The 17,862-nt window shown below is 61.3% G+C and carries 16 protein-coding genes; 12 read left to right on the top strand and 4 right to left on the bottom strand.

Translation table 11 applies throughout. The annotated features are described in order from the left end of the window. Positions 1–30 precede the first annotated feature (30 nt). The 6 genes from pseC to DQW77_RS10760 are packed head-to-tail and all read left to right on the top strand — an operon-like array spanning position 31 to position 6,990. Complete coding sequence (gene pseC, locus DQW77_RS10785) at positions 31–1,206, top strand: UDP-4-amino-4,6-dideoxy-N-acetyl-beta-L-altrosamine transaminase (protein WP_113258238.1); 1,176 nt, start codon at positions 31–33, stop codon at positions 1,204–1,206. Between the two features lie 12 nt (positions 1,207–1,218). Then, on the top strand, positions 1,219–2,217 hold the full coding sequence (locus tag DQW77_RS10780) for a polysaccharide biosynthesis protein (protein WP_113258294.1): 999 nt from the start codon (positions 1,219–1,221) through the stop codon (positions 2,215–2,217). Between the two features lie 3 nt (positions 2,218–2,220). Further along, the gene (locus tag DQW77_RS10775; RefSeq protein ID WP_113258237.1) at positions 2,221–3,345 is read left to right on the top strand and encodes an NAD-dependent epimerase/dehydratase family protein; all 1,125 of its coding nucleotides are present in this window, start codon (positions 2,221–2,223) and stop codon (positions 3,343–3,345) included. A gap of 4 nt (positions 3,346–3,349) precedes the next feature. Beyond that, positions 3,350–4,537, top strand: a complete 1,188-nt coding sequence (locus tag DQW77_RS10770; protein ID WP_113258236.1) for a hypothetical protein — start codon at positions 3,350–3,352, stop codon at positions 4,535–4,537. Between the two features lie 46 nt (positions 4,538–4,583). After that, the gene (gene wecB, locus DQW77_RS10765; RefSeq protein ID WP_113258235.1) at positions 4,584–5,735 is read left to right on the top strand and encodes a non-hydrolyzing UDP-N-acetylglucosamine 2-epimerase; all 1,152 of its coding nucleotides are present in this window, start codon (positions 4,584–4,586) and stop codon (positions 5,733–5,735) included. Further along, a complete protein-coding gene (locus DQW77_RS10760) occupies positions 5,728–6,990 on the top strand; it encodes a glycosyltransferase family 4 protein (RefSeq protein ID WP_258523829.1) in 1,263 nt (420 codons plus the stop codon). Before wecB ends, DQW77_RS10760 begins: the two co-directional genes overlap by 8 nt. 92 nt (positions 6,991–7,082) lie before the next feature. Here the strand turns inward: DQW77_RS10760 and DQW77_RS10755 are convergent, their stop codons facing one another. The 3 genes from DQW77_RS10755 to DQW77_RS10745 form a co-directional block, all read right to left on the bottom strand. Beyond that, entirely contained in the window at positions 7,083–7,904 is an 822-nt protein-coding gene (locus DQW77_RS10755) for a hypothetical protein (protein WP_113258233.1), read from the bottom strand. After that, on the bottom strand, positions 7,901–8,164 hold the full coding sequence (locus DQW77_RS10750) for a hypothetical protein (RefSeq protein WP_113258232.1): 264 nt from the start codon (positions 8,162–8,164) through the stop codon (positions 7,901–7,903). The genes DQW77_RS10755 and DQW77_RS10750 overlap by 4 nt, the downstream gene beginning before the upstream one ends. A gap of 147 nt (positions 8,165–8,311) precedes the next feature. Continuing rightward, positions 8,312–9,262, bottom strand: coding sequence for a DMT family transporter (locus DQW77_RS10745; protein WP_113258231.1), 951 nt, complete (start codon positions 9,260–9,262; stop codon positions 8,312–8,314). 196 nt (positions 9,263–9,458) lie between these two features. Here DQW77_RS10745 and DQW77_RS10740 point away from each other — a divergent pair, with 196 nt between their 5' ends. Then, positions 9,459–10,943 (top strand): ABC transporter substrate-binding protein, encoded by a 1,485-nt coding sequence (locus DQW77_RS10740; RefSeq protein WP_113258230.1) that lies wholly within the window; start codon positions 9,459–9,461, stop codon positions 10,941–10,943. 15 nt (positions 10,944–10,958) lie between these two features. Here DQW77_RS10740 and DQW77_RS10735 read toward each other — a convergent pair whose 3' ends face one another. Further along, the gene (locus tag DQW77_RS10735; protein ID WP_258523828.1) at positions 10,959–11,570 is read right to left on the bottom strand and encodes a response regulator transcription factor; all 612 of its coding nucleotides are present in this window, start codon (positions 11,568–11,570) and stop codon (positions 10,959–10,961) included. Between the two features lie 273 nt (positions 11,571–11,843). Between DQW77_RS10735 and DQW77_RS10730 the strand changes: the two genes are divergently transcribed. The 5 genes from DQW77_RS10730 (at position 11,844) to sucD (ending at position 17,460) form a co-directional block, all read left to right on the top strand. Next, entirely contained in the window at positions 11,844–13,025 is a 1,182-nt protein-coding gene (locus tag DQW77_RS10730; protein WP_113258293.1) for an alanine--glyoxylate aminotransferase family protein, read from the top strand. Between the two features lie 17 nt (positions 13,026–13,042). After that, the gene (locus DQW77_RS10725) at positions 13,043–14,014 is read left to right on the top strand and encodes a D-glycerate dehydrogenase (protein WP_113258228.1); all 972 of its coding nucleotides are present in this window, start codon (positions 13,043–13,045) and stop codon (positions 14,012–14,014) included. 419 nt (positions 14,015–14,433) lie between these two features. Continuing rightward, positions 14,434–15,375, top strand: a complete 942-nt coding sequence (locus tag DQW77_RS10720) for a CoA ester lyase (RefSeq protein ID WP_113258227.1) — start codon at positions 14,434–14,436, stop codon at positions 15,373–15,375. 10 nt (positions 15,376–15,385) lie between these two features. Then, entirely contained in the window at positions 15,386–16,576 is a 1,191-nt protein-coding gene (locus tag DQW77_RS10715) for a malate--CoA ligase subunit beta (RefSeq protein WP_113258226.1), read from the top strand. Then, entirely contained in the window at positions 16,576–17,460 is an 885-nt protein-coding gene (sucD, locus tag DQW77_RS10710; protein ID WP_113258225.1) for a succinate--CoA ligase subunit alpha, read from the top strand. The genes DQW77_RS10715 and sucD overlap by 1 nt, the downstream gene beginning before the upstream one ends. Positions 17,461–17,862 lie beyond the last annotated feature (402 nt).

The following is a 17,862-nucleotide window of genomic DNA, read 5'->3' as shown; positions in this document are numbered from 1 at the left end:
TCCGGGCGGCGACAGGGACCGGAAAGCAAGATGATCCCATACGGCAAGCAGAACATTTCCCGCGAAGACGTGGATGCGGTCGTCAGGGTTCTGCAATCGGATTTCATAACCCAGGGTCCGGTTCTTCCCCGATTCGAAGCGGCCATCGCGCACCACTGCGGGGCGGTGCATTGCGTGGCCGTCAACAACGCCACCAGTGCCCTGCATATTTCCCTGCTCAGTCTCGGGGTCGGTCCCGGCGATCGGGTCTGGACAGTTCCGATCACATTTGTCGCCACCGCGAACGCGGTGCTTCATTGCGGGGCGGACGTCGATTTCGTGGACATATGTCCCGACACCTTCAACATGGATATCGGGGGGCTGGAAAGAAAACTGGCGCAAGCCAGGGCTGACGGCGCACCGCTTCCCAAGGTCGTTGTGCCGGTGCATCTGACCGGGCGCAGCTGCGAAATGGCCGCGATCGCGGACCTTTCAGGGGAATACGGCTTCCGCGTGCTGGAAGACGCGTCGCATGCGATCGGCGGCCATTACGACGGCACTCCGATCGGGGCCTGTGCCCACAGCGACCTTTGTGTCTTCAGCTTTCATCCGGTCAAGATCATGACGACGGGCGAAGGCGGCGCCATCACCACCAACGATCCCGGTCTAGCCCGGAAACTGTCGGTTCTCAGAAGCCACGGCATAACCCGGGATCCGCAGGAAATGGAACGCCATGACGGCCCGTGGCATTACGAACAGCACTGCCTGGGATACAACTACCGAATGACAGAAATGCAGGCGGCGCTCGGCCTGTCGCAGTTGACGCGGCTCGACCGCTTTGTCGCGCAGCGCCGCCGGCTTGCCGGGCGATATGACGTCCGGCTCGAAGGCAGCCGATATCTTCTTCCCTCTCCCGACACGCCGGCCTTCGGATCGTCGTGGCATCTGTATGTCGTCCGCCTGCCGCAGGGCAGTCCGCCGCTCGAACGTCTTCATCTTGTGGAAAAACTGCGCTCCGGCGGGATCGGCGTGAATGTCCATTACATACCCGTCTACCGCCATCCCCACTATCGCAGGATGGGATTCTCGGCAGCGGATTTTCCGGCAAGCGAGAGCTACTACGACCGCGCGGTCAGCCTGCCACTTTTCTACGACATGACAGAGAGACAGCAAGACGAGGTCGTGGCGTGTTTGCTGGAGCCGCAGGGCTTCCAGACGATTTTCTGAATGGAGGGCCCCATGCTCCGCAACAAGACGCTCTTGATCACAGGCGGCACCGGCTCGTTCGGATCCACGGTTCTGGAACGGCTTGTCGACAGCGATCTGCAGGAAATCCGTATCCTGAGCCGTGACGAGAAAAAACAGGAAGACCTGCGCCTGAAACACGCGTCCGAAAAGATCAGGTTCTACATCGGCGACGTGCGCGACACGGAGTCGATCCGTCCCGCGGTCGAGGGGGCGGATTACATCTTTCACGCGGCCGCGCTCAAGCAGGTCCCGTCATGCGAATTCTTTCCGATGGAAGCCGTCAAGACCAACGTTGTCGGAACCCACAACATGTTGACCGCGGCGATTGCGGCGGGGGTATCGCGCGTCGTGTGCCTGAGCACCGACAAGGCGGTCTATCCGATCAACGCGATGGGGACCTCTAAGGCGATGATGGAGAAGGTGATCGGCGCCAAGGCCCGGGACAGCGGCAAGACACGGATTTCCATTACCCGATACGGGAACGTGATCGGTTCTCGCGGGTCGGTGATCCCGCTTTTCATCCGCCAGATGCGCGAAGGTGGTGCGATGACCGTGACCAAGCCAAGCATGACGCGGTTCATGATGACGATGGAGCAATCGGTCGATCTGGTCCTCCATGCTTTCGAATACGGATCCTGTGGCGACATCTTCGTGCAGAAGGCCCCCGGCGCGCGGCTGGACATCCTGGCGCGGGCGGTCGGCGCCCTGATGGGCAGGAACGATCCGGAAATCAGGATCATCGGCAAGCGCCATGGTGAAAAGGACCGCGAGGCCCTGCTCAGTGTCGAGGAACTGGAGCGGGCCGAGGACCGGGGCGACTACTTTCGCGTCAAGCAGGATGCGCGCAGCCTGAACTACAGCCGCTTCACGATCGAGGGCGCGGACAGGAACGATGCCGACCTTGACGGTTATCACTCCGGCAACACCGAGCAACTGAACGCCGAGCGCGTCTGCGAGCTGCTGCGCTCGACCCGTGCTCTGGATTTTTGAGGCATGGGACGGATCGTCGTAACCGGGGCATCCGGTTTCGTGGGGCAGAACCTCGTCGTCGCCCTGAAGACCCGCACGAAGTTCGATGTCGTGGCGCTGACCCGCACCAGCGACCTGAATTCATTCTCGGGATGCAAGGCCGACCATATCGTGCATCTGGCGGGCACCAGCCGGGCGGCGACAGAAGATGAGTTCCGGACCGGCAATGTGACCTACATGCGGCAGGTGCTGGAATGTTTCGTCCCGCGCGGGCCGGCATCGTTTTTCCATTATGCCTCAACGGTCAAGGCCCCGCAGGGTGGCCTCTATGGCCGTTCGAAAAGGGACGGAGAGGACCTGCTGCGAAGCATCGCACCGCAAATGGGATGGATACCTGCCATCTGGCGGCTGCCGAACCTGTTCGGCAAATGGGCGCGACCCCATCACAATTCCTTCGTGGCCACATTCGTGTCGCAGGTCATCAACGAAGAGCCACTCAGCGTTCACGACCCGGACTCGGCCGTGGACCTGCTGTATATCGATGACCTGATCGACATTATCCTCCGCAAGCTGGACGCGACCGATACGGCAGGGGCAACGATCTTCGAAAGGTTTCCAACCCGGCGGACCACGGTCGGAGAGGTCGCCCGCGTCATAGAAGCCATCCACGCAACGCGCGACACATCGTGGTTGCCCGAGATCGACACCCCGCTGGGAAAACAGCTGCAGGCCACTTACCTGAGCGCGCTCGAACAGGAACGGCGCGTGCATACCCCCGGCCGGATCGGGTCGGAAACCGGCAGCTTCAGCGAAGTGTTCAAGTCCGGGAAATTCGGGCAGGTGTCCTTGCTTACCATAAACCCCGGCAAGACCCGGGGGCAGCATTTCCACAACACCAAATGCGAGCGGTTCCACCTCGTTCAGGGCCGAATAAAACTGGTGGAGCGCGACACCCGTGGCGGCACTCCGATTCACCGGACCGTCAACGAGAACCAATCATTCTGGACCCGGCCGGGCTGGATCCATACCCTCGAGAACATCGGCAAGTGCCCTGCCATCCTTCTCATATGGGCCAACGAGATTTTTCAGCCCGATGCCCGGGACACCTATCATGAGGACGGTTTGAAAAACGGGCCTCGGGACGGGTGATGCAATGACGCTCAACATCACAAGGACCCATCTGTGTTTCATCACCATCGGGTACACGCTTTTCCTGGTGTCGTTCTTTCAGGAATCCATTGCCCCGCATTACATGCCGTCCTTTCACGTGACCGGAGCGTCGCTTTTCGGACGGATCATTTTCGTGGTCATGATGGCCTTCTTTCTGGCAATGAACCTGATCCGCGGGCGCCACGTGCCCTGGCTGGCAAGCCATGTCCTCGTCATCATAGCGGGATTGTCGGTTCTGGGCCTCGTGACGGGAGTCGCCGCTGGAAACGGCACAAGAATGATTGCAGCCCATCTTTTTCACAACATCATAGCGTTCACCTGCATCGCCTCGGCCTCGACAATCGCCCTGGACTCGCACGCATTCCTGTTCCGATGGGCAAGGACTACGTCGCTCTTGATCCTCTCGTTCTCGACTTTCGTGATCGTGGGAATCTTCTCTACGGTCAGTGGCGCAATCCACCTCTCCGTTTCCCTTCAGGCGCTGGCGTGGCCGCTCTGTTTCGGGTTGGCATACCGGGGCCCCAAGGTGATACACGCCGTATTCGCGGCACTTCTGCTTTTCCTCACCCTAAAACGCGGATTGTGGGTTGCCGCGATCGTGGTCATCCTTCTGGGAAATGGATTGATCCTTTCGGCCGGTCTGGCCGTCATTTCAATTGTCCTGGCGCCGGTCCTGATCGCGTCGGATGTCGGGGCGGGCATTGCGGAAATGATCAATCTTCGACTCCTGCGTGATTTCGGGGGGCTCGATGATTTTACCAGCGGGCGCTGGAGCGTGATTTCCTCGGTTTTCCTAGAGTTACAAGAGGGCGTGAGATTACTTTTCGGGACCGGGTTCGGCTCGCAATTCAACGCCAGGGCCGCGATGGAGTTCAGCACAACAGACTGGATCACGAACGGTGTCGATGTCATCTTCGCACATTTCTGGCTGCTGTACGGTATTGTGCCGGGAACCCTCGTCTTTCTGGGCCTTTCGGCACTCGTCGGTCACCTCCTGCTCAGAAGCCGGCAATACGGGGACAGCCATCTGACCTTCTTTGTCCTGCTCGTCATCTTCACCTATTTCGCGAGTTTCTCGACCTTCATCGCCTGGGATCCTTTCATGTGGACAATCATCGGGCTCTCGATCGGGCGCCTGCGATCACTTGAACGTCACGAGGCCGGCGCATGATGCGCGCGCATTGCGAGAACCAATCCTTTCCGGGACGGGCATATCCATGAAACTCAAAATCCACACAATCCTTGGAACGCGGCCCGAGATCATCCGTCTGTCGCGCATCATCGCGCGTCTGGACAGGTATTGTGATCACAAGATCGTCCATACCGGCCAGAACCCCGACCCTGCCCTGGGTGAAGTCTTCTTCAGGGATCTGGACTTGCGGCAACCCGATCATTTCCTGGGCGCCGGCGGTGGCACGCTGGGCGAGATGCTGGCCAGGATCCTGACCGGAACGGAACGTATTCTCACGGCCGACAGGCCGGATGCCGTTCTGGTTCTCGGTGACACCAACTCGGCGCTTTCGGCCATGATCGCCAGACGGATGAAGATCCCCGTGTACCACATGGAAGCCGGCAATCGCTCCTTCGACAGGAACGTTCCCGAAGAAACCAATCGCAAGGTGGTGGATCACATCGCGGACTTCAACCTGGTCTATTCCGAACATGCCCGCCGGCACCTCCTGTCCGAGGGGATTCATCATCGTCGCATCTACCTGACTGGCTCACCCATGGGCGAAGTGCTCAGCCACTACCGCGGCGGTATCGACGCCTCGGACGTGATCGAACGCCTCGGCCTGAGCGCCGGGAAGTATTTCGTTGCCTCCCTGCATCGCGAGGAAAACGTTGACAATTCCGCACGGCTTTCCGGGTTGGTCGAGGCGCTGAACGCGCTGGCGCTCCGGCATGACATGCCGGTGATCGTGTCGACGCATCCGCGAACCCGCAAGCGTCTGGATGCGATGGAAGCGGGATCGTCCGACAACAGGATACGCTGGATGCCGCCATTCGGCTTTCACGATTACAACAAGCTGCAAAAAGATGCTTTCTGCGTCATCTCCGACAGTGGCACGATTGCCGAGGAAAGTGCGATCCTCGGGTTTCCGGCCGTTACCCCGCGCGACGCCATAGAGCGCCCCGAAAGCCTGGATGCGGGCAACATCATTCTGTCGACACCGGATCCCGAAGGCATTCTTGAGGGTGCCACGGCGGCCACGAGGATGTTCGCGGAATATCAGGGCAATGCCACCGCACGACCGGCGCCGACGGAATATTGCATCACCAACACGTCCGAGCGGGTGGTTTCGCTGATTATCGGGACAGCGCGCCTCTCGAATGGCTGGGACGGGATTCGCGGGAACGACCTTGGCTGAAGACGCGGCGGGAAAAGACACGGCGACAAGGCCCCGTATCATCCTCCTGATGCAGTTCTATGATCCCGAACCGGTCTACAAGGGCCAGGCATTCGCCGAGGCTGTCGCAGAGGCGGGATACGACGTTGAGGTCGTGACCGGGTTCCCGAACTATCCCGGCGGCAGGATTTATGACGGGTTCCGCATCCGGCCGCTCAGGCGAACCTCGCAGAACGGCATTTCGATCACCCGTCTCGCCCTGTTCCCCAGCCACGGGAAAAGCCGTATCGGACGCGCCCTGAACTATCTCAGCTTTCTTCTGTCCGCATTCTTGTACCTGACGCTGGTCGCACGCAGGGCAAATCTTGTCTATGCTTATCACCCGCCTCTTACGGTCGGCCTCGCGGCCACCGGCGCAAGCCTTTTTCGCCGCACACCCTTCGTCGTCGACATACACGATCTGTGGCCCGATACCCTGCCCGCCACGGGCATGGTTGCAAACCCCGCAATCCTCTGGACAATCAATCTTGCATGCAACTGGATGTACGCCCGTGCCGGTCACATCATCCTGCATTCGCACGGAATGTGCCAGAGACTTCGCGAACGCGGCGTCCCGTCCCGGAAGATGACAACAATCACAGGCTGGACGCAGGAGGCAGCGCATCTCGACGACCCGGGCCCGCCCCCCGGCAGTATGCAGGATCTTCCCGGGCTGAAGATTCTTTTTGCGGGCAACATAGGTCCGGCGCAGAACCTTGAAGCGGTGATAGGCGCGGCGCATCTCCTTGAACAACAGGGTTTTGGCAAGGTCGCGACTTTCTGCATTCTCGGGTCGGGCGTCGCGCTGACCGGGCTGAAGGACAGGACCAGGGCACTGGGCCTGAGGAATGTCGTCTTCCTTCCGCGCGTGGCGCCTTCGGATGTCGGCGCTTACCTGACCGCGGCGGAGGTTCTGTTGGTCCATCTGCACGACGACCCATTGTTCGCGATCACGATCCCGTCAAAGCTTCAGGCCTACATGCTGGCCGGCAAGCCGATCCTTCTGGGGGTTCGCGGCGACGCGGCGCGGCTGGTGGCCGACGCAGGGTGCGGATTGACGGTGGCCCCCGGTCAGCCTGCGGCAATCGCCGCAGCCACACGGACATTCGCCGGAATGACCCCGGGGGACCGCGCGGCACTGGGCGGGAAAGCACGCGCCTATTATTGGCGCGAACTTTCGATGCGCCGGGGAATGCGCAGGTTCCTGGATATATTCGAGCAGACCCGCCGGCAGTAACGCGCCGGGATGCGTCGCGCGTCGCCGGGGCCGCGCGACCCGTTGATCGGCCTTGACGTCGTCCTTGCCATCTTCCCGGGCCGGTCGCGTATCTAAACGGCGTCCGGTGCCCTTTCGATCATCCACGTCTCAAGGTTTGACAGTTCGACCGCCGAAAGTTCGCGCCCGCAAACCAGGGCCCCGTGAAGATGGCCTTGGTGAAAGGCCGTCGCGTTGGGTCTTGCACCGATACTCAGCGGGCCGTTGCCGAATGTCCCGTTGTTCTCGGTACCCGTGCCGATTGTCTGGGCAAATTCTTCGGAGTCGATGCGAAGCCGCACCTCCCCTCCGGCCGGGGCGGAGAAATCCATCCGTCCGGTAACGACCAGGGAAATGGGGGGTGTTCTCCATTGTGTCACGCCACACTGAGAGGTGCTGCCCGATGTCGAGCGCGCCAGAACCGAAACAAAGGCATTGGCCCCGGTGGAGGTCAGAAGATCGAACCCGCCCGGCGAAACGGATGGCACGTTGTGGCCCAGTACCACGCGGGCGTGATCGCTGCTCAGTTTGCGCAGACCGGCAACAGCCGTGGCCCGCTGTGTGGCCGTCATGTCCACTGGGGCGGTGAGAAGATGATCGTCAATGCCGTCAAACTCCAGGTACCGCCTGCCCTCCGGGTCCTGCCTGAGAAAAGGGCGCGCCGCCGGCGCGGCCTGAACCGCATGATGGCCGTTGCCCGACTTGTCGGCCATGTGCGCCACAGCATCGCCGGGCGCCGCGAGGATCGTGCCGGCCACATCAGTGAACACCGATGCGGCATCCATGGGATCGAACCAGGCCCCTTGCGCCCCGCCGTTGAACAGCCTGCCCGGATGCCAGGCGCGGCGGCCGGGCGCAGGCATTGCGGTGACGGAAAGATCCGTGATGATCTTCATGCCAGTACCAGCGCATGGATGCCCGCGGCCGTTGTCCCGGTGGACCGCACCCGGCGCACCCCGACCGGCAGGATCGAGAAGTCTGTCATCGCGAGCGTCCGGGTGCCGCCTGATACCGTATCCACGCTGACCGCACCGCCGGTTTCTATGTATAGGCCAATCGCCACGGCGGGCAGATCGGCCGCATCGTCGGGGATCACCGGCAAGGCATCCGTTGCCGGGCCGGAAAGGGACACGGATCGATTCTCGAAGGGATTCATGGGCGCTCCTGTGATTGCGGGCATACGCAAGACCGCGATGCCGGTTGAAGTGCACAGGGTTTTCGACCGGAAGGACCAACAAATCGTGGGCGGCGCGTCCGGGCAGTTTGGAACTCGTTAATCCCGGCCGCCGCAGGCGGGGATCTGTCAGGTTTCGTCTTTCGGAATGGTCCGCCGGCCCGGACGCCCCGGAAAGCCTTTTTCCGACAGCCAGATACCTGCGCCCACCAGAAGCATCGCCAATGCATGATGGGCGCCGAAACGCTCTCCGAGAACAAGGATTGCCAGCAATGTTCCCATGACCGGCACCAGATTCACGAACAGGCCACCACGGTTCGAACCTATGATGCTGACACCGCGAATATAGAGCGTCTGCGCGATGATGGCCGGGAAGACCGCGGCGTAAATGATCACCAGCCATCCCTGACCATCCGGCCAGATCCCGCGTGGCCCGGAAAGCTCCAGCAGTGCCATGGGCCAAGAGATCACCGTCGCGGCGATGGCCATGACCAGAACATGCGCGCTCCAGTGGATGTCCGGACGGAAGCGAAGCGCCACCGAATAGCTGGCGTAGAAAAGCGCCGCCAGAGCCATCAGTGCATCACCGGCACCGATCCGCAGCGCCATGAGCCGCGCCATGCTGCCCTCGGAGGCCACCACCGCCACACCTGCCAGCGAGATCACCACCCCGACAGCCTGCGCCCAGCTTGCCTGTACCCGGAAGGCCGCGAAATTCAGCATGAAGATGAAGATCGGAATCGCCGCCTGCCAGATTGCCACATTGATCGCCGTGGTGTGGTTGAGAGCGGAATAGAGCGCAATGTTGAAACCGGCGAAACCTATGGCGCCATAGGCGAACAAGAGTGGCAGATGCGCCTTCACCTTTTGTCGTTCCCGCAGTAGGCGCGGCCCTGCGATCACCGAAAGGATCGCCACCGCCACGGTCCAGCGCAACGCCGTGAGCACCATGGGCGAAACGTGCCCGACCGCCAGACGCCCCGCGACGGCGTTGCCGCCCCAGAAAATCGTCGTGAGTATCAGCACCGCGTAGGCAAGCCTCACCTGCGCGGATGGCGGGTCGGTGGTAAATCGGGACATCACTTCAACCTGATTGCATCGAGAAACGGTCGACCGGTCTCGCCCGAGGGGTATCCCAACATTCCCGGGGCCGCCACCCCCGCATCAATCCACGACAACGGACCCTGTTTTTCATCGCGGCATATCATTTATTGGACATGGCCGTTCGTGTCGGGTTTAACTTCCCGCGCAAACCCTTTTGGTGCGGAGGATCCCCTTGATACGCCATGTCGCCAGCGCCTTTGTATTTGCCATCAGCCTTGCGGGTTTTGCGCTTGCGGAACCCACGGGCACGTTTCGCTGCGCACATGATCTCGGTTTCGGTGCGCGTTCATCGCTCGATCCGATCGCCAACGGCCGGGTTCTGCAGGTTACGGAAAAGATCATGAACCGGCTCGTGCGTCCGGGTGCCGACGGAGCCCCGCAGCCCGCCCTTGCCACCGGCTGGAGCGCGAACGAAGACGCGACCGTCTGGACATTCGACCTGCGCGAGGGCGTGACCTTCCACGACGGCAGTGCCTTCGACGCCAGCGATGTTGTCTACTCCCTGCGTCGTGTGCTCGATCCGGAGCGTGACAGCCCGGCCCGTGCGCCGGTGGCGATGGTCGAAAAGGTCGAGGCACTCGGGTCGCACCGCGTGCAACTCACGCTCGGGTCGCCCTTCGCGGACATACCGTTGCAATTCATGGACTTTCGCCTTCGCATCATCCCGCAGGGCAGCGGCGAGACCATTGGTCAGACCGGCATCGGCACCGGACCGTTCAAGGTGGAACGGTTCGATCCGGACGGTATCACTGTCCTGACGGCCAATCATGACTACTGGGAGGGGCCGCCCGGCGTCGCGCGCATGGAGGTGATCGCCATTCCCGATGCGCAAGCCCGTCTTCAGGCCCTCCTTGGCGGTCAGATCGACATGGAGCGCGGCATCACGCCACAACTGCAGATCGTCCTGGAAAGCTCGGACCGTTACCGCGTTCAGCAGGTGCCGACGGGAAACTGGATCGGAATGGTCTTTCGCACGGATGTGGAGCCGTATGACGATGTGCGCGTCCGGCGCGCCCTGCGCCTCGCCGCCGATCGGCAGGAACTTCTGGACTTGGTGCTCGGCGGTCGGGGCGTCGTTTCCTGCGACACGCCCGTCGCTCCGAATGATCAGTACCGCGCGAATCTTTCCTGTCCGCAGAACATACCCGAGGCAAAGCGCCTGCTGAAGGAAGCCGGGTATTCCGACGGGATCGACGTCGAATTGCATATCTCCACCCTCGATCCCTCCTGGCCCGCGATGGCCGTTGCCTACCAGGAACAGGCCGCCGCCGCCGGCATCCGCGTCAGCATCGTGAAAGCCGCGACAGACGGATACTGGTCAGAGGTCTGGATGCAGAAGGATGCCGTGGCCACGCGATGGAACGAGCGTCCCGCAGATCAGGCCCTTAACGAGATCTTCCGGTCGGACGCGAAGTGGAACGAAAGCTATTTCGACGACCCGGTCTTCGACCGGATGCTGAAAGAGGCCCGGCGGACCCTCGACTACGAGGAACGCAAATCCCTTTATATCGATGCACAGGAATATATTTTCCAAAACTCGGGAACGCTGATCCCCTATCACGTGTCCCAACTGGTCGGGCTGACCTCACGCGTGCGCAACCTCGATCCCGTCAAGAACGATGCGATCCGCTGGCACCTTCTGGAAGTCGAGGACTGAGCTCGGCTTCATTGCTCAATATTGCCCGGCCACATACTTGGCGATCGCGCCTCCGCGTGAATTCACATCAAGCTTCTGGTATATCGTCTTGAGGTAATACTTGACCGTGTTCTCGGACAGTCCGAGACGCGCTGATATCTGGAAATTCGTCAGGCCGTTCACCAGCAATCCAAGTATCTCATGCTCGCGGCGCGTGAGGGAATCACCGTTATCGCTGGTCAGCCGGCGCAATACGTCGGTTGGAAGTATGCTGTGCCCTTCAACAAGCTTGCCAAGGATCTTGGGAAGGCTCACGAGTATCTGGCTCATCATGCAGACAGAATTCGCACCGGACTTGACCGCGGTGCGGATGAAGGCAAACTCCGTTTCCTCCGCGACGACCACGACCATCGCATCGGGAAATTCGCGGCGCAGCATGTCAAGGACGCCATTGATATCGGCATCAGCCAGCCTCACCCCAACGATGACGATCGTGCAGCCTTCCGTTTCATTCAGCGCGCGGCGCAGTCCGGCCATATCGGTGGCGTGGGTTCCAAGTGCCACATCCGGCAACTGCGCCACAAGCGAACCGATACCCTGACACACGATCGCCTGCCTGTCGGCCACTATGACGCTGGGAACCGTCAAGTTATGTTCCTTTTCTGCTGCCCGCAGCATACCAGACCCTTCGCGATAAGGTGAATTTCACCACTAAACGCGCGGAAGGCCATGAAATCAAACGAAAATTGAGTATGCAACGGCATGCGGTAATGGCTGTTTCGCACCTCACCCGAAAGGGTGGGCCACCCTACCCGTTAGATGACCGCACTCTGCCTTCGATGGCCACGGCCATACACACGGGCGTTTCCCGAACCGGTGTTCACGACGATACAGGACGGCAACACATCTTTGGAGACACCCATGAACGGCCACCAGCACCTATTCATCCCGGGCCCCACCAATGTGCCCGAACCCGTCCGACAGGCCATGAACATCCCGATGGAGGACATGCGGGCCCCCGATTTCGGAGATTTCGTTGCCAGTCTGCTGACCGATCTCAAGGCGGCCTACAGACTGGAAAACGGTCGTGTCTTCGTGTTTCCCGCCTCGGGAACCGGCGCCTGGGAGTCCGCCATCACGAACACGTTGAAGCCCGGCGATCGGGTCTTGATGTCGCGTTTTGGTCAGTTCTCACACCTCTGGGCCGACATGGCCGCACGGCTCGGACTGAATGTCGACCTGTGCGAAGTGGAATGGGGCAAGGGTGTCCCGACAGAGGAATACGCCAAAAGGCTCGAAGCCGACAGCGCTCATGAAGTAAAGGCGGTATTCGCGACCCAGAATGAAACAGCGACCGGCGTGACCTCCGACATTGCCGCGGTCAGGTCAGCGCTGGACGCGGCAGGCCATCCCGCCATGCTGTTCGTGGACGGCGTCAGCTCGATCGCGTCAATCGAATTCGAGATGGAGAAGTGGGGAGTTGACCTCGCCGTATCAGGCTCGCAGAAAGGCTTCATGCTGCCGGCGGGTCTGGGCATACTCGGTGTTTCGGACAAGGCGCTCGAGGCCAATCGCGCGCTCGCCGGAGCCGGCATGAATCGCTGTTATTTCAGCTTCGAGGACATGATAAAGCTCAACGATACCGGCTACTTCCCCTACACTCCGGCCACGCAGTTGCTACGCGGGCTCCGGGTGTCGCTTGACATGCTGCTTGACGCCGGAATGGAAACGGTATGGTCCCGCCATCAAAGGCTTGCGGGCGGGGTGCGCGCGGCCGTCGATGCGTGGAAAGGATGCGATCTGGTCGCCCATGGGCCACAATGGCATTCCGACACGGTTTCAGCCATCACCGTTCCGGATGGTGTGGACGCGCGTGACGTGATATCCACCGCGTATTACCGCTATCAGACGTCGTTGGGATCGGGGCTGGCGCAACTTGCCGGCCGTGCCTTCCGCATCGGCCACCTGGGATCGCTCAATCCGGTGATGCTTTGCGGCGCCATTTCGGCGGCGGAAATGTCACTTCTGGATGCCGGCGCCGATATCGAACCGGGTTCGGGCGTGGCGGCCGCACAGGCCCATTACCGCGCAACCGCGCAGTAAGCAGCAAGGAGACAACAATGGCAAAGCCGAAAGTCCTCGTTACGCGGGCTTGGCCGGACGCGGTTCAGAACCGGCTGGCCGGCATTGCCGATGCAGTGTTCCGCAACCCTGACACGCCGATGACAGACGCGGACTTCATGGCAGCGGCCAGATCGTACGACGCGTTGATGCCCACCGTCTCGGACAGGATCCCGGCGGTTTTCTACGAGGCCGCGGCGGGCAACGTGAAACTGCTTGCCAATTACGGTGTCGGCTACAATCACATCGATCTGGACGCAGCACGCAGCGCCGGAATCACGGTCACGAACACACCCGGTGTCCTGACAGACTGCACCGCGGACATCGCCATGGGATTGCTTATCGCGACGGCGCGTCGTATCGGTGAAGGGGAGCGGGAACTCCGTGGCGGAGACTGGAAGGGCTGGCGACCGATGCACCTGATCGGCCGCAAGGTCAGCGGGGCAACTCTTGGAATTGTCGGGTTCGGCCGCATCGGACAGGCAATGGCCCGCCGCGCCCATCATGGGTTCGGCATGAAGGTTGTTTTCCACAACCGCTCGCGCGTGGCGCAGGACATCTGCGATGCACATGCAGCCACGCAGCTGGACAGCATTGAGGATGTCGCGGCACAATCCGATTTTCTGTCTCTTCACTGCCCGGGAGGAATTGAAACGCGCCACCTGATCGGGACCAGAGTCTTTGATGCCATGAAACCCGGTTGCATCCTCGTGAATACGGCACGCGGAGACGTCATCGACGAAGAGGCGTTTTTCAATGCGCTCGACAACGGCAGGCTGGGGGGCGCCGGTCTTGACGTCTATCAGAACGAACCCGGGCTTGATCCGCGATTTCTCAGGTATGAAAGGTGTGTTTTGGCCCCGCACCTCGGCAGCGCAACTGACGCGACCCGGGCCGCGATGGGACATTGCGCCGTCGACAACCTCGAAGCCTTCTTTGCCGGTGACACGCCGGCTGATGTGGTGACCTGAAACCGGTTGCCCTTCCGGCGGGACCGGAGGGTTGGCAGAGTTTGCCAATGTCACCGGGCCTTCTGATCAACGGCCCCCCGGGGCCGTCTTCGTATCGTGCGCGATCCGCCAGGGGATCGCGTTCAGATACCGGATCGTACAGTGGCGTGAGGTCCTGTCCGGTAACAGGACTGTCGCCCGCCACGGCCCGGCAGTTTTCAGGACCAGAGATCAAATCGTTTCACACCTTGAGCCGCCAGGGCACGCCTTGTGCATGAGAACGGGTAGACTGATCCTACCCGTTCAGGTCCGCTGATCATCCCCGGGCATGGAATGCTACCCAACGGAAAGTGTTCCCGCGCCGGCGTTTCCGCCATCAATGACCATGACGAAAGCGAAACTCCGGGCGTCGCTCCGGTCATCGAGGGAGGAAAATCAACATGAGCTACACACTGCACCCGCTGAAAAGGCAGCGTCTGCAGCGCTCGGAACTTGCCGTACCGGGATCCAACCCCGGCATGATCCAGAAAGCCGCCGACAGCGACGTCGACTACATCTTTCTCGATCTCGAGGATGCCGTGGCGCCGCCCGACAAGGTTCAGGCCCGCGCCAACATCATCGAGGCGCTCAATGACATCGACTGGCGTGGCAAGGGCAAGACAATGTCGATCCGGATCAACGGTCTGGACACGCACTACATGTACCGCGACGTCGTCGAGATCATCGAGCAGGCTGGACAGCATCTGGACACGATCCTCGTGCCAAAGGTGGGAGTGCCGGCAGACCTGTACACCGTCGAAACGATGGTCAGCCAGATCGAGGAGGCGATGGGTTTCACCCACAGGATCGGTCTCGAGGCGCTGATAGAAACCGCGCTCGGAATGGCGAATGTCGAGTCCATCGCCGCCACTCCCGGTCGTCTCGAAGCCCTGCACTTCGGCGTGGCGGACTACGCCGCTTCAAACCGCGCACGAACTGTGGTGATCGGCGGACTCAACCCCGATTATCCCGGCGATCAGTGGCATTTCGCACTGTCGCGCATGACTGTGGCCTGCCGCGCATACGGTCTGCGGGCCATCGACGGGCCGTTCGGGGATTTCTCCGATCCGGACGCCTACACCGCCTCGGCCAGACGTGCCGCGGCACTGGGGATCGAGGGCAAATGGGCCATTCATCCCAGTCAGGTCACCCTCGCCAACGATGTTTTCTCTCCGCCCGAGGCCGAGGTGACCCGCGCCCGCCGGATCCTCGAAGAATTGAAGAAGGCCGAGGCGGAAGGCCGAGGCGCCGCCTGCCTTGACGGCAAGATGATCGACGCGGCGAGCGAGCGCATGGCCAACAACGTGCTGAGCGTTGCCGACGCGATCGCCGCCAGGGGATAGGGAGGTTCAGATGGATATCCACGAATATCAGGCCAAGGACCTGCTCCGGCGGTTCGGCGTGCAGGTGCCTCGTGGCGGCATTGCCTACAGTCCCGAGCAGGCGGTTTACCGCGCCAGCGAACTGTCGGGGGACAAGTGGGTGGTCAAGGCACAGATACATTCGGGCGCCCGTGGCAAAGCCGGCGGGGTGCGCATCTGTGCGTCCGAGGAGGAAATATCCGATGCCGCTCAATGGATGCTCGGGCGGAAGCTGGTAACACACCAGACCGGACCCAGGGGCAAGCTCGTGAGCCGCCTTTACATAGAAGAGGCCACCGACATCGCGCAGGAGATATATCTGGGTTTCGTGATGGACCGCAAGGAAGAGCGCGTCGTCGTCGTCGCCTCGGCCGAGGGCGGCATGGAGATCGAAGAGATATCGGCACGTGAACCGGACTCGATCGTACGTTCGGTCGTCGATCCGGCGGTCGGCATGCAGGCGTTCCAGGCCCGCGAGATCGCCTTTCAGCTCGGGCTGGATCCGTCCCTCATCGCCCAGGCCGTGAAGACGATAACCGGCTGCTACCGCGCCATGAGCGAGCTGGACGCGAACATGGTCGAAATCAACCCGATGGTCGTGACGCGCTCCGGCGAGATCGTGGCACTGGACGCCAAACTGTCTTTCGACGACAACGCCCTTTTCCGCCATCCGGAAATCTCGGAATTGCGCGACAAGAGCCAGGAAGACAGCCGGGAAACCTTCGCCGAGGATCGCGGGCTAAGCTATATCGGCCTTGACGGACGTATCGGCTGCATCGTGAACGGCGCGGGGCTGGCCATGGCGACACTGGACATGATCAAGACCGCCGGAGGAGAGCCGGCGAATTTCCTCGATGTCGGCGGTGGGGCCAGCCCTGAGCGGGTTCTCATGTCCTTCAAGGCCGTGCTCAACGACCGCAATGTAGAGGCGATCCTCGTCAATATCTTCGCCGGCATCAATCGCTGCGACTGGATCGCGGAAGGGGTGATACGCGCGGTGAAGGAGCTGCAGCTCGACATGCCGCTTGTCGTCCGCCTGTCGGGCACCAATGTCGAGGAAGGCATGCGGATCCTGGCGGAAAGTGGCCTGAACATAACCACCGCCGAAACGCTCGCGGACGCCGCTGAAAAGGTGGTCGCAGCCTGGAAGGCGGCGGACAAGCAACAAGCGGAGGCGGTCTGATGCCCATCCTGATCGACGAAAACAGCAAGGTCCTGGTCACCGGTCTTACGGGCCGCATCGGAAGTTTCCATGCCGAGGAAATGCGCGCCTATGGCACCAATGTCGTGGGCGGTGTCACCCCGGGCAAGGGCGGCGCGACCCATAACGGTCTGCCCGTCTTCAACACCGTCAAGGGCGCGGTAAAGGAAACCGATGCCGAGGTGGCGATCTGTTTCGTTCCACCACCTTTCGCCGCCGACTCGATCATGGAAGCCGCCGATGCCGGCATCCGCACCTGTGTTTGCATCGCCGATGGCATTCCGGCGCAGGACATGATCCGGGTCAAACGCTACATGCGCCGATATCGCGCCGAGAAACGCATGCGCCTGATCGGGCCCAATTGTGCCGGCATCATTTCACCGGGACAGGCATTTGCCGGGCTCATGCCACCACATATCTACTTGCCGGGCCGGGTCGGGATAGTTGGCCGGTCAGGGACACTCGGATACGAGGCGGCCAGCCAGATGAAGGCGCGCGGGATCGGGGTGTCGTCCTCCATAGGGATCGGCGGTGACCCGATCAACGGATCGAGCTTCCGCGACATTCTGGAACTCTTCGAGAATGATTCCGATACCGATGCCGTGGTCATGGTGGGAGAAATCGGTGGCCCGCAGGAGGCCGAGGCCGCGGCCTATATCCGCGACCATATGAGCAAGCCGGTCGCAGCCTACATAGCCGGGCTTTCGGCTCCGAAGGGACGGCGGATGGGGCATGCCGGCGCAATTGTCTCGGCATTCGGTGAATCCGCACAGGAAAAGGTCGAGATCCTTGGCGATGCCGGGGTTTGCATCGTTCCCACGCCCTCGGCCTTCGGTGAGGTGGTGGAGGAAATGCTGGCCGCCTGAGCCCGGGCTGGTCAAAGACCCCGGCGCTGCTCTGACGGTGCCGGGATCACTGTTTCCGCTTCATGCCAAGGGCAAGTTTGAGCCCACTTTGACCAATGCTGCCGTTTTCTCGAATTTCCGGTATCCGGATGGTTCAAACGTTCGAGACCTTGCGCGTGGGTCGCCACTTGGACCACATTCGGGCAGCCTTTGTTCGAGGAAAGCTAATGACCTATGGCGATTTCGGTGAACATGAGATTCCTGACGACCTTTTTGAATGTGCACTGTTTCTTAGATGTTCCGTCCCGGATGATCACATAGCCCCTCGTCGATCCGCGCTTTTCATGGCACGATCTGTTTTGAACGAGGTGCGAGACGGGAGATCGGCATGCTGATCAAGCTTCACAGCCAAGCGACGACCAC

Origin of the sequence: Roseovarius sp. TE539 (genome assembly GCF_003298505.1) — a bacterium.
GTDB lineage: Bacteria > Pseudomonadota > Alphaproteobacteria > Rhodobacterales > Rhodobacteraceae > Roseovarius.
This window is presented reverse-complemented; position numbering and strand designations above follow the sequence as displayed.

Bases quoted from the DNA above. Each gene is read 5' to 3' on its own strand.
- pseC (WP_113258238.1), top strand. From the start codon at position 31: ATGATCCCATACGGCAAGCAGAACATTTCCCGCGAAGACGTGGATGCG.
- DQW77_RS10780 (WP_113258294.1), top strand. From the start codon at position 1,219: ATGCTCCGCAACAAGACGCTCTTGATCACAGGCGGCACCGGCTCGTTC.
- wecB (WP_113258235.1), top strand. From the start codon at position 4,584: ATGAAACTCAAAATCCACACAATCCTTGGAACGCGGCCCGAGATCATC.
- DQW77_RS10720 (WP_113258227.1), top strand. From the start codon at position 14,434: ATGAGCTACACACTGCACCCGCTGAAAAGGCAGCGTCTGCAGCGCTCG.
- DQW77_RS10750 (WP_113258232.1), bottom strand. From the start codon at position 8,164: ATGAATCCCTTCGAGAATCGATCCGTGTCCCTTTCCGGCCCGGCAACG.
- DQW77_RS10770 (WP_113258236.1), top strand. From the start codon at position 3,350: ATGACGCTCAACATCACAAGGACCCATCTGTGTTTCATCACCATCGGG.
- sucD (WP_113258225.1), top strand. From the start codon at position 16,576: ATGCCCATCCTGATCGACGAAAACAGCAAGGTCCTGGTCACCGGTCTT.
- DQW77_RS10775 (WP_113258237.1), top strand. From the start codon at position 2,221: ATGGGACGGATCGTCGTAACCGGGGCATCCGGTTTCGTGGGGCAGAAC.
- DQW77_RS10725 (WP_113258228.1), top strand. From the start codon at position 13,043: ATGGCAAAGCCGAAAGTCCTCGTTACGCGGGCTTGGCCGGACGCGGTT.
- DQW77_RS10715 (WP_113258226.1), top strand. From the start codon at position 15,386: ATGGATATCCACGAATATCAGGCCAAGGACCTGCTCCGGCGGTTCGGC.
- DQW77_RS10745 (WP_113258231.1), bottom strand. From the start codon at position 9,262: ATGTCCCGATTTACCACCGACCCGCCATCCGCGCAGGTGAGGCTTGCC.
- DQW77_RS10755 (WP_113258233.1), bottom strand. From the start codon at position 7,904: ATGAAGATCATCACGGATCTTTCCGTCACCGCAATGCCTGCGCCCGGC.
- DQW77_RS10730 (WP_113258293.1), top strand. From the start codon at position 11,844: ATGAACGGCCACCAGCACCTATTCATCCCGGGCCCCACCAATGTGCCC.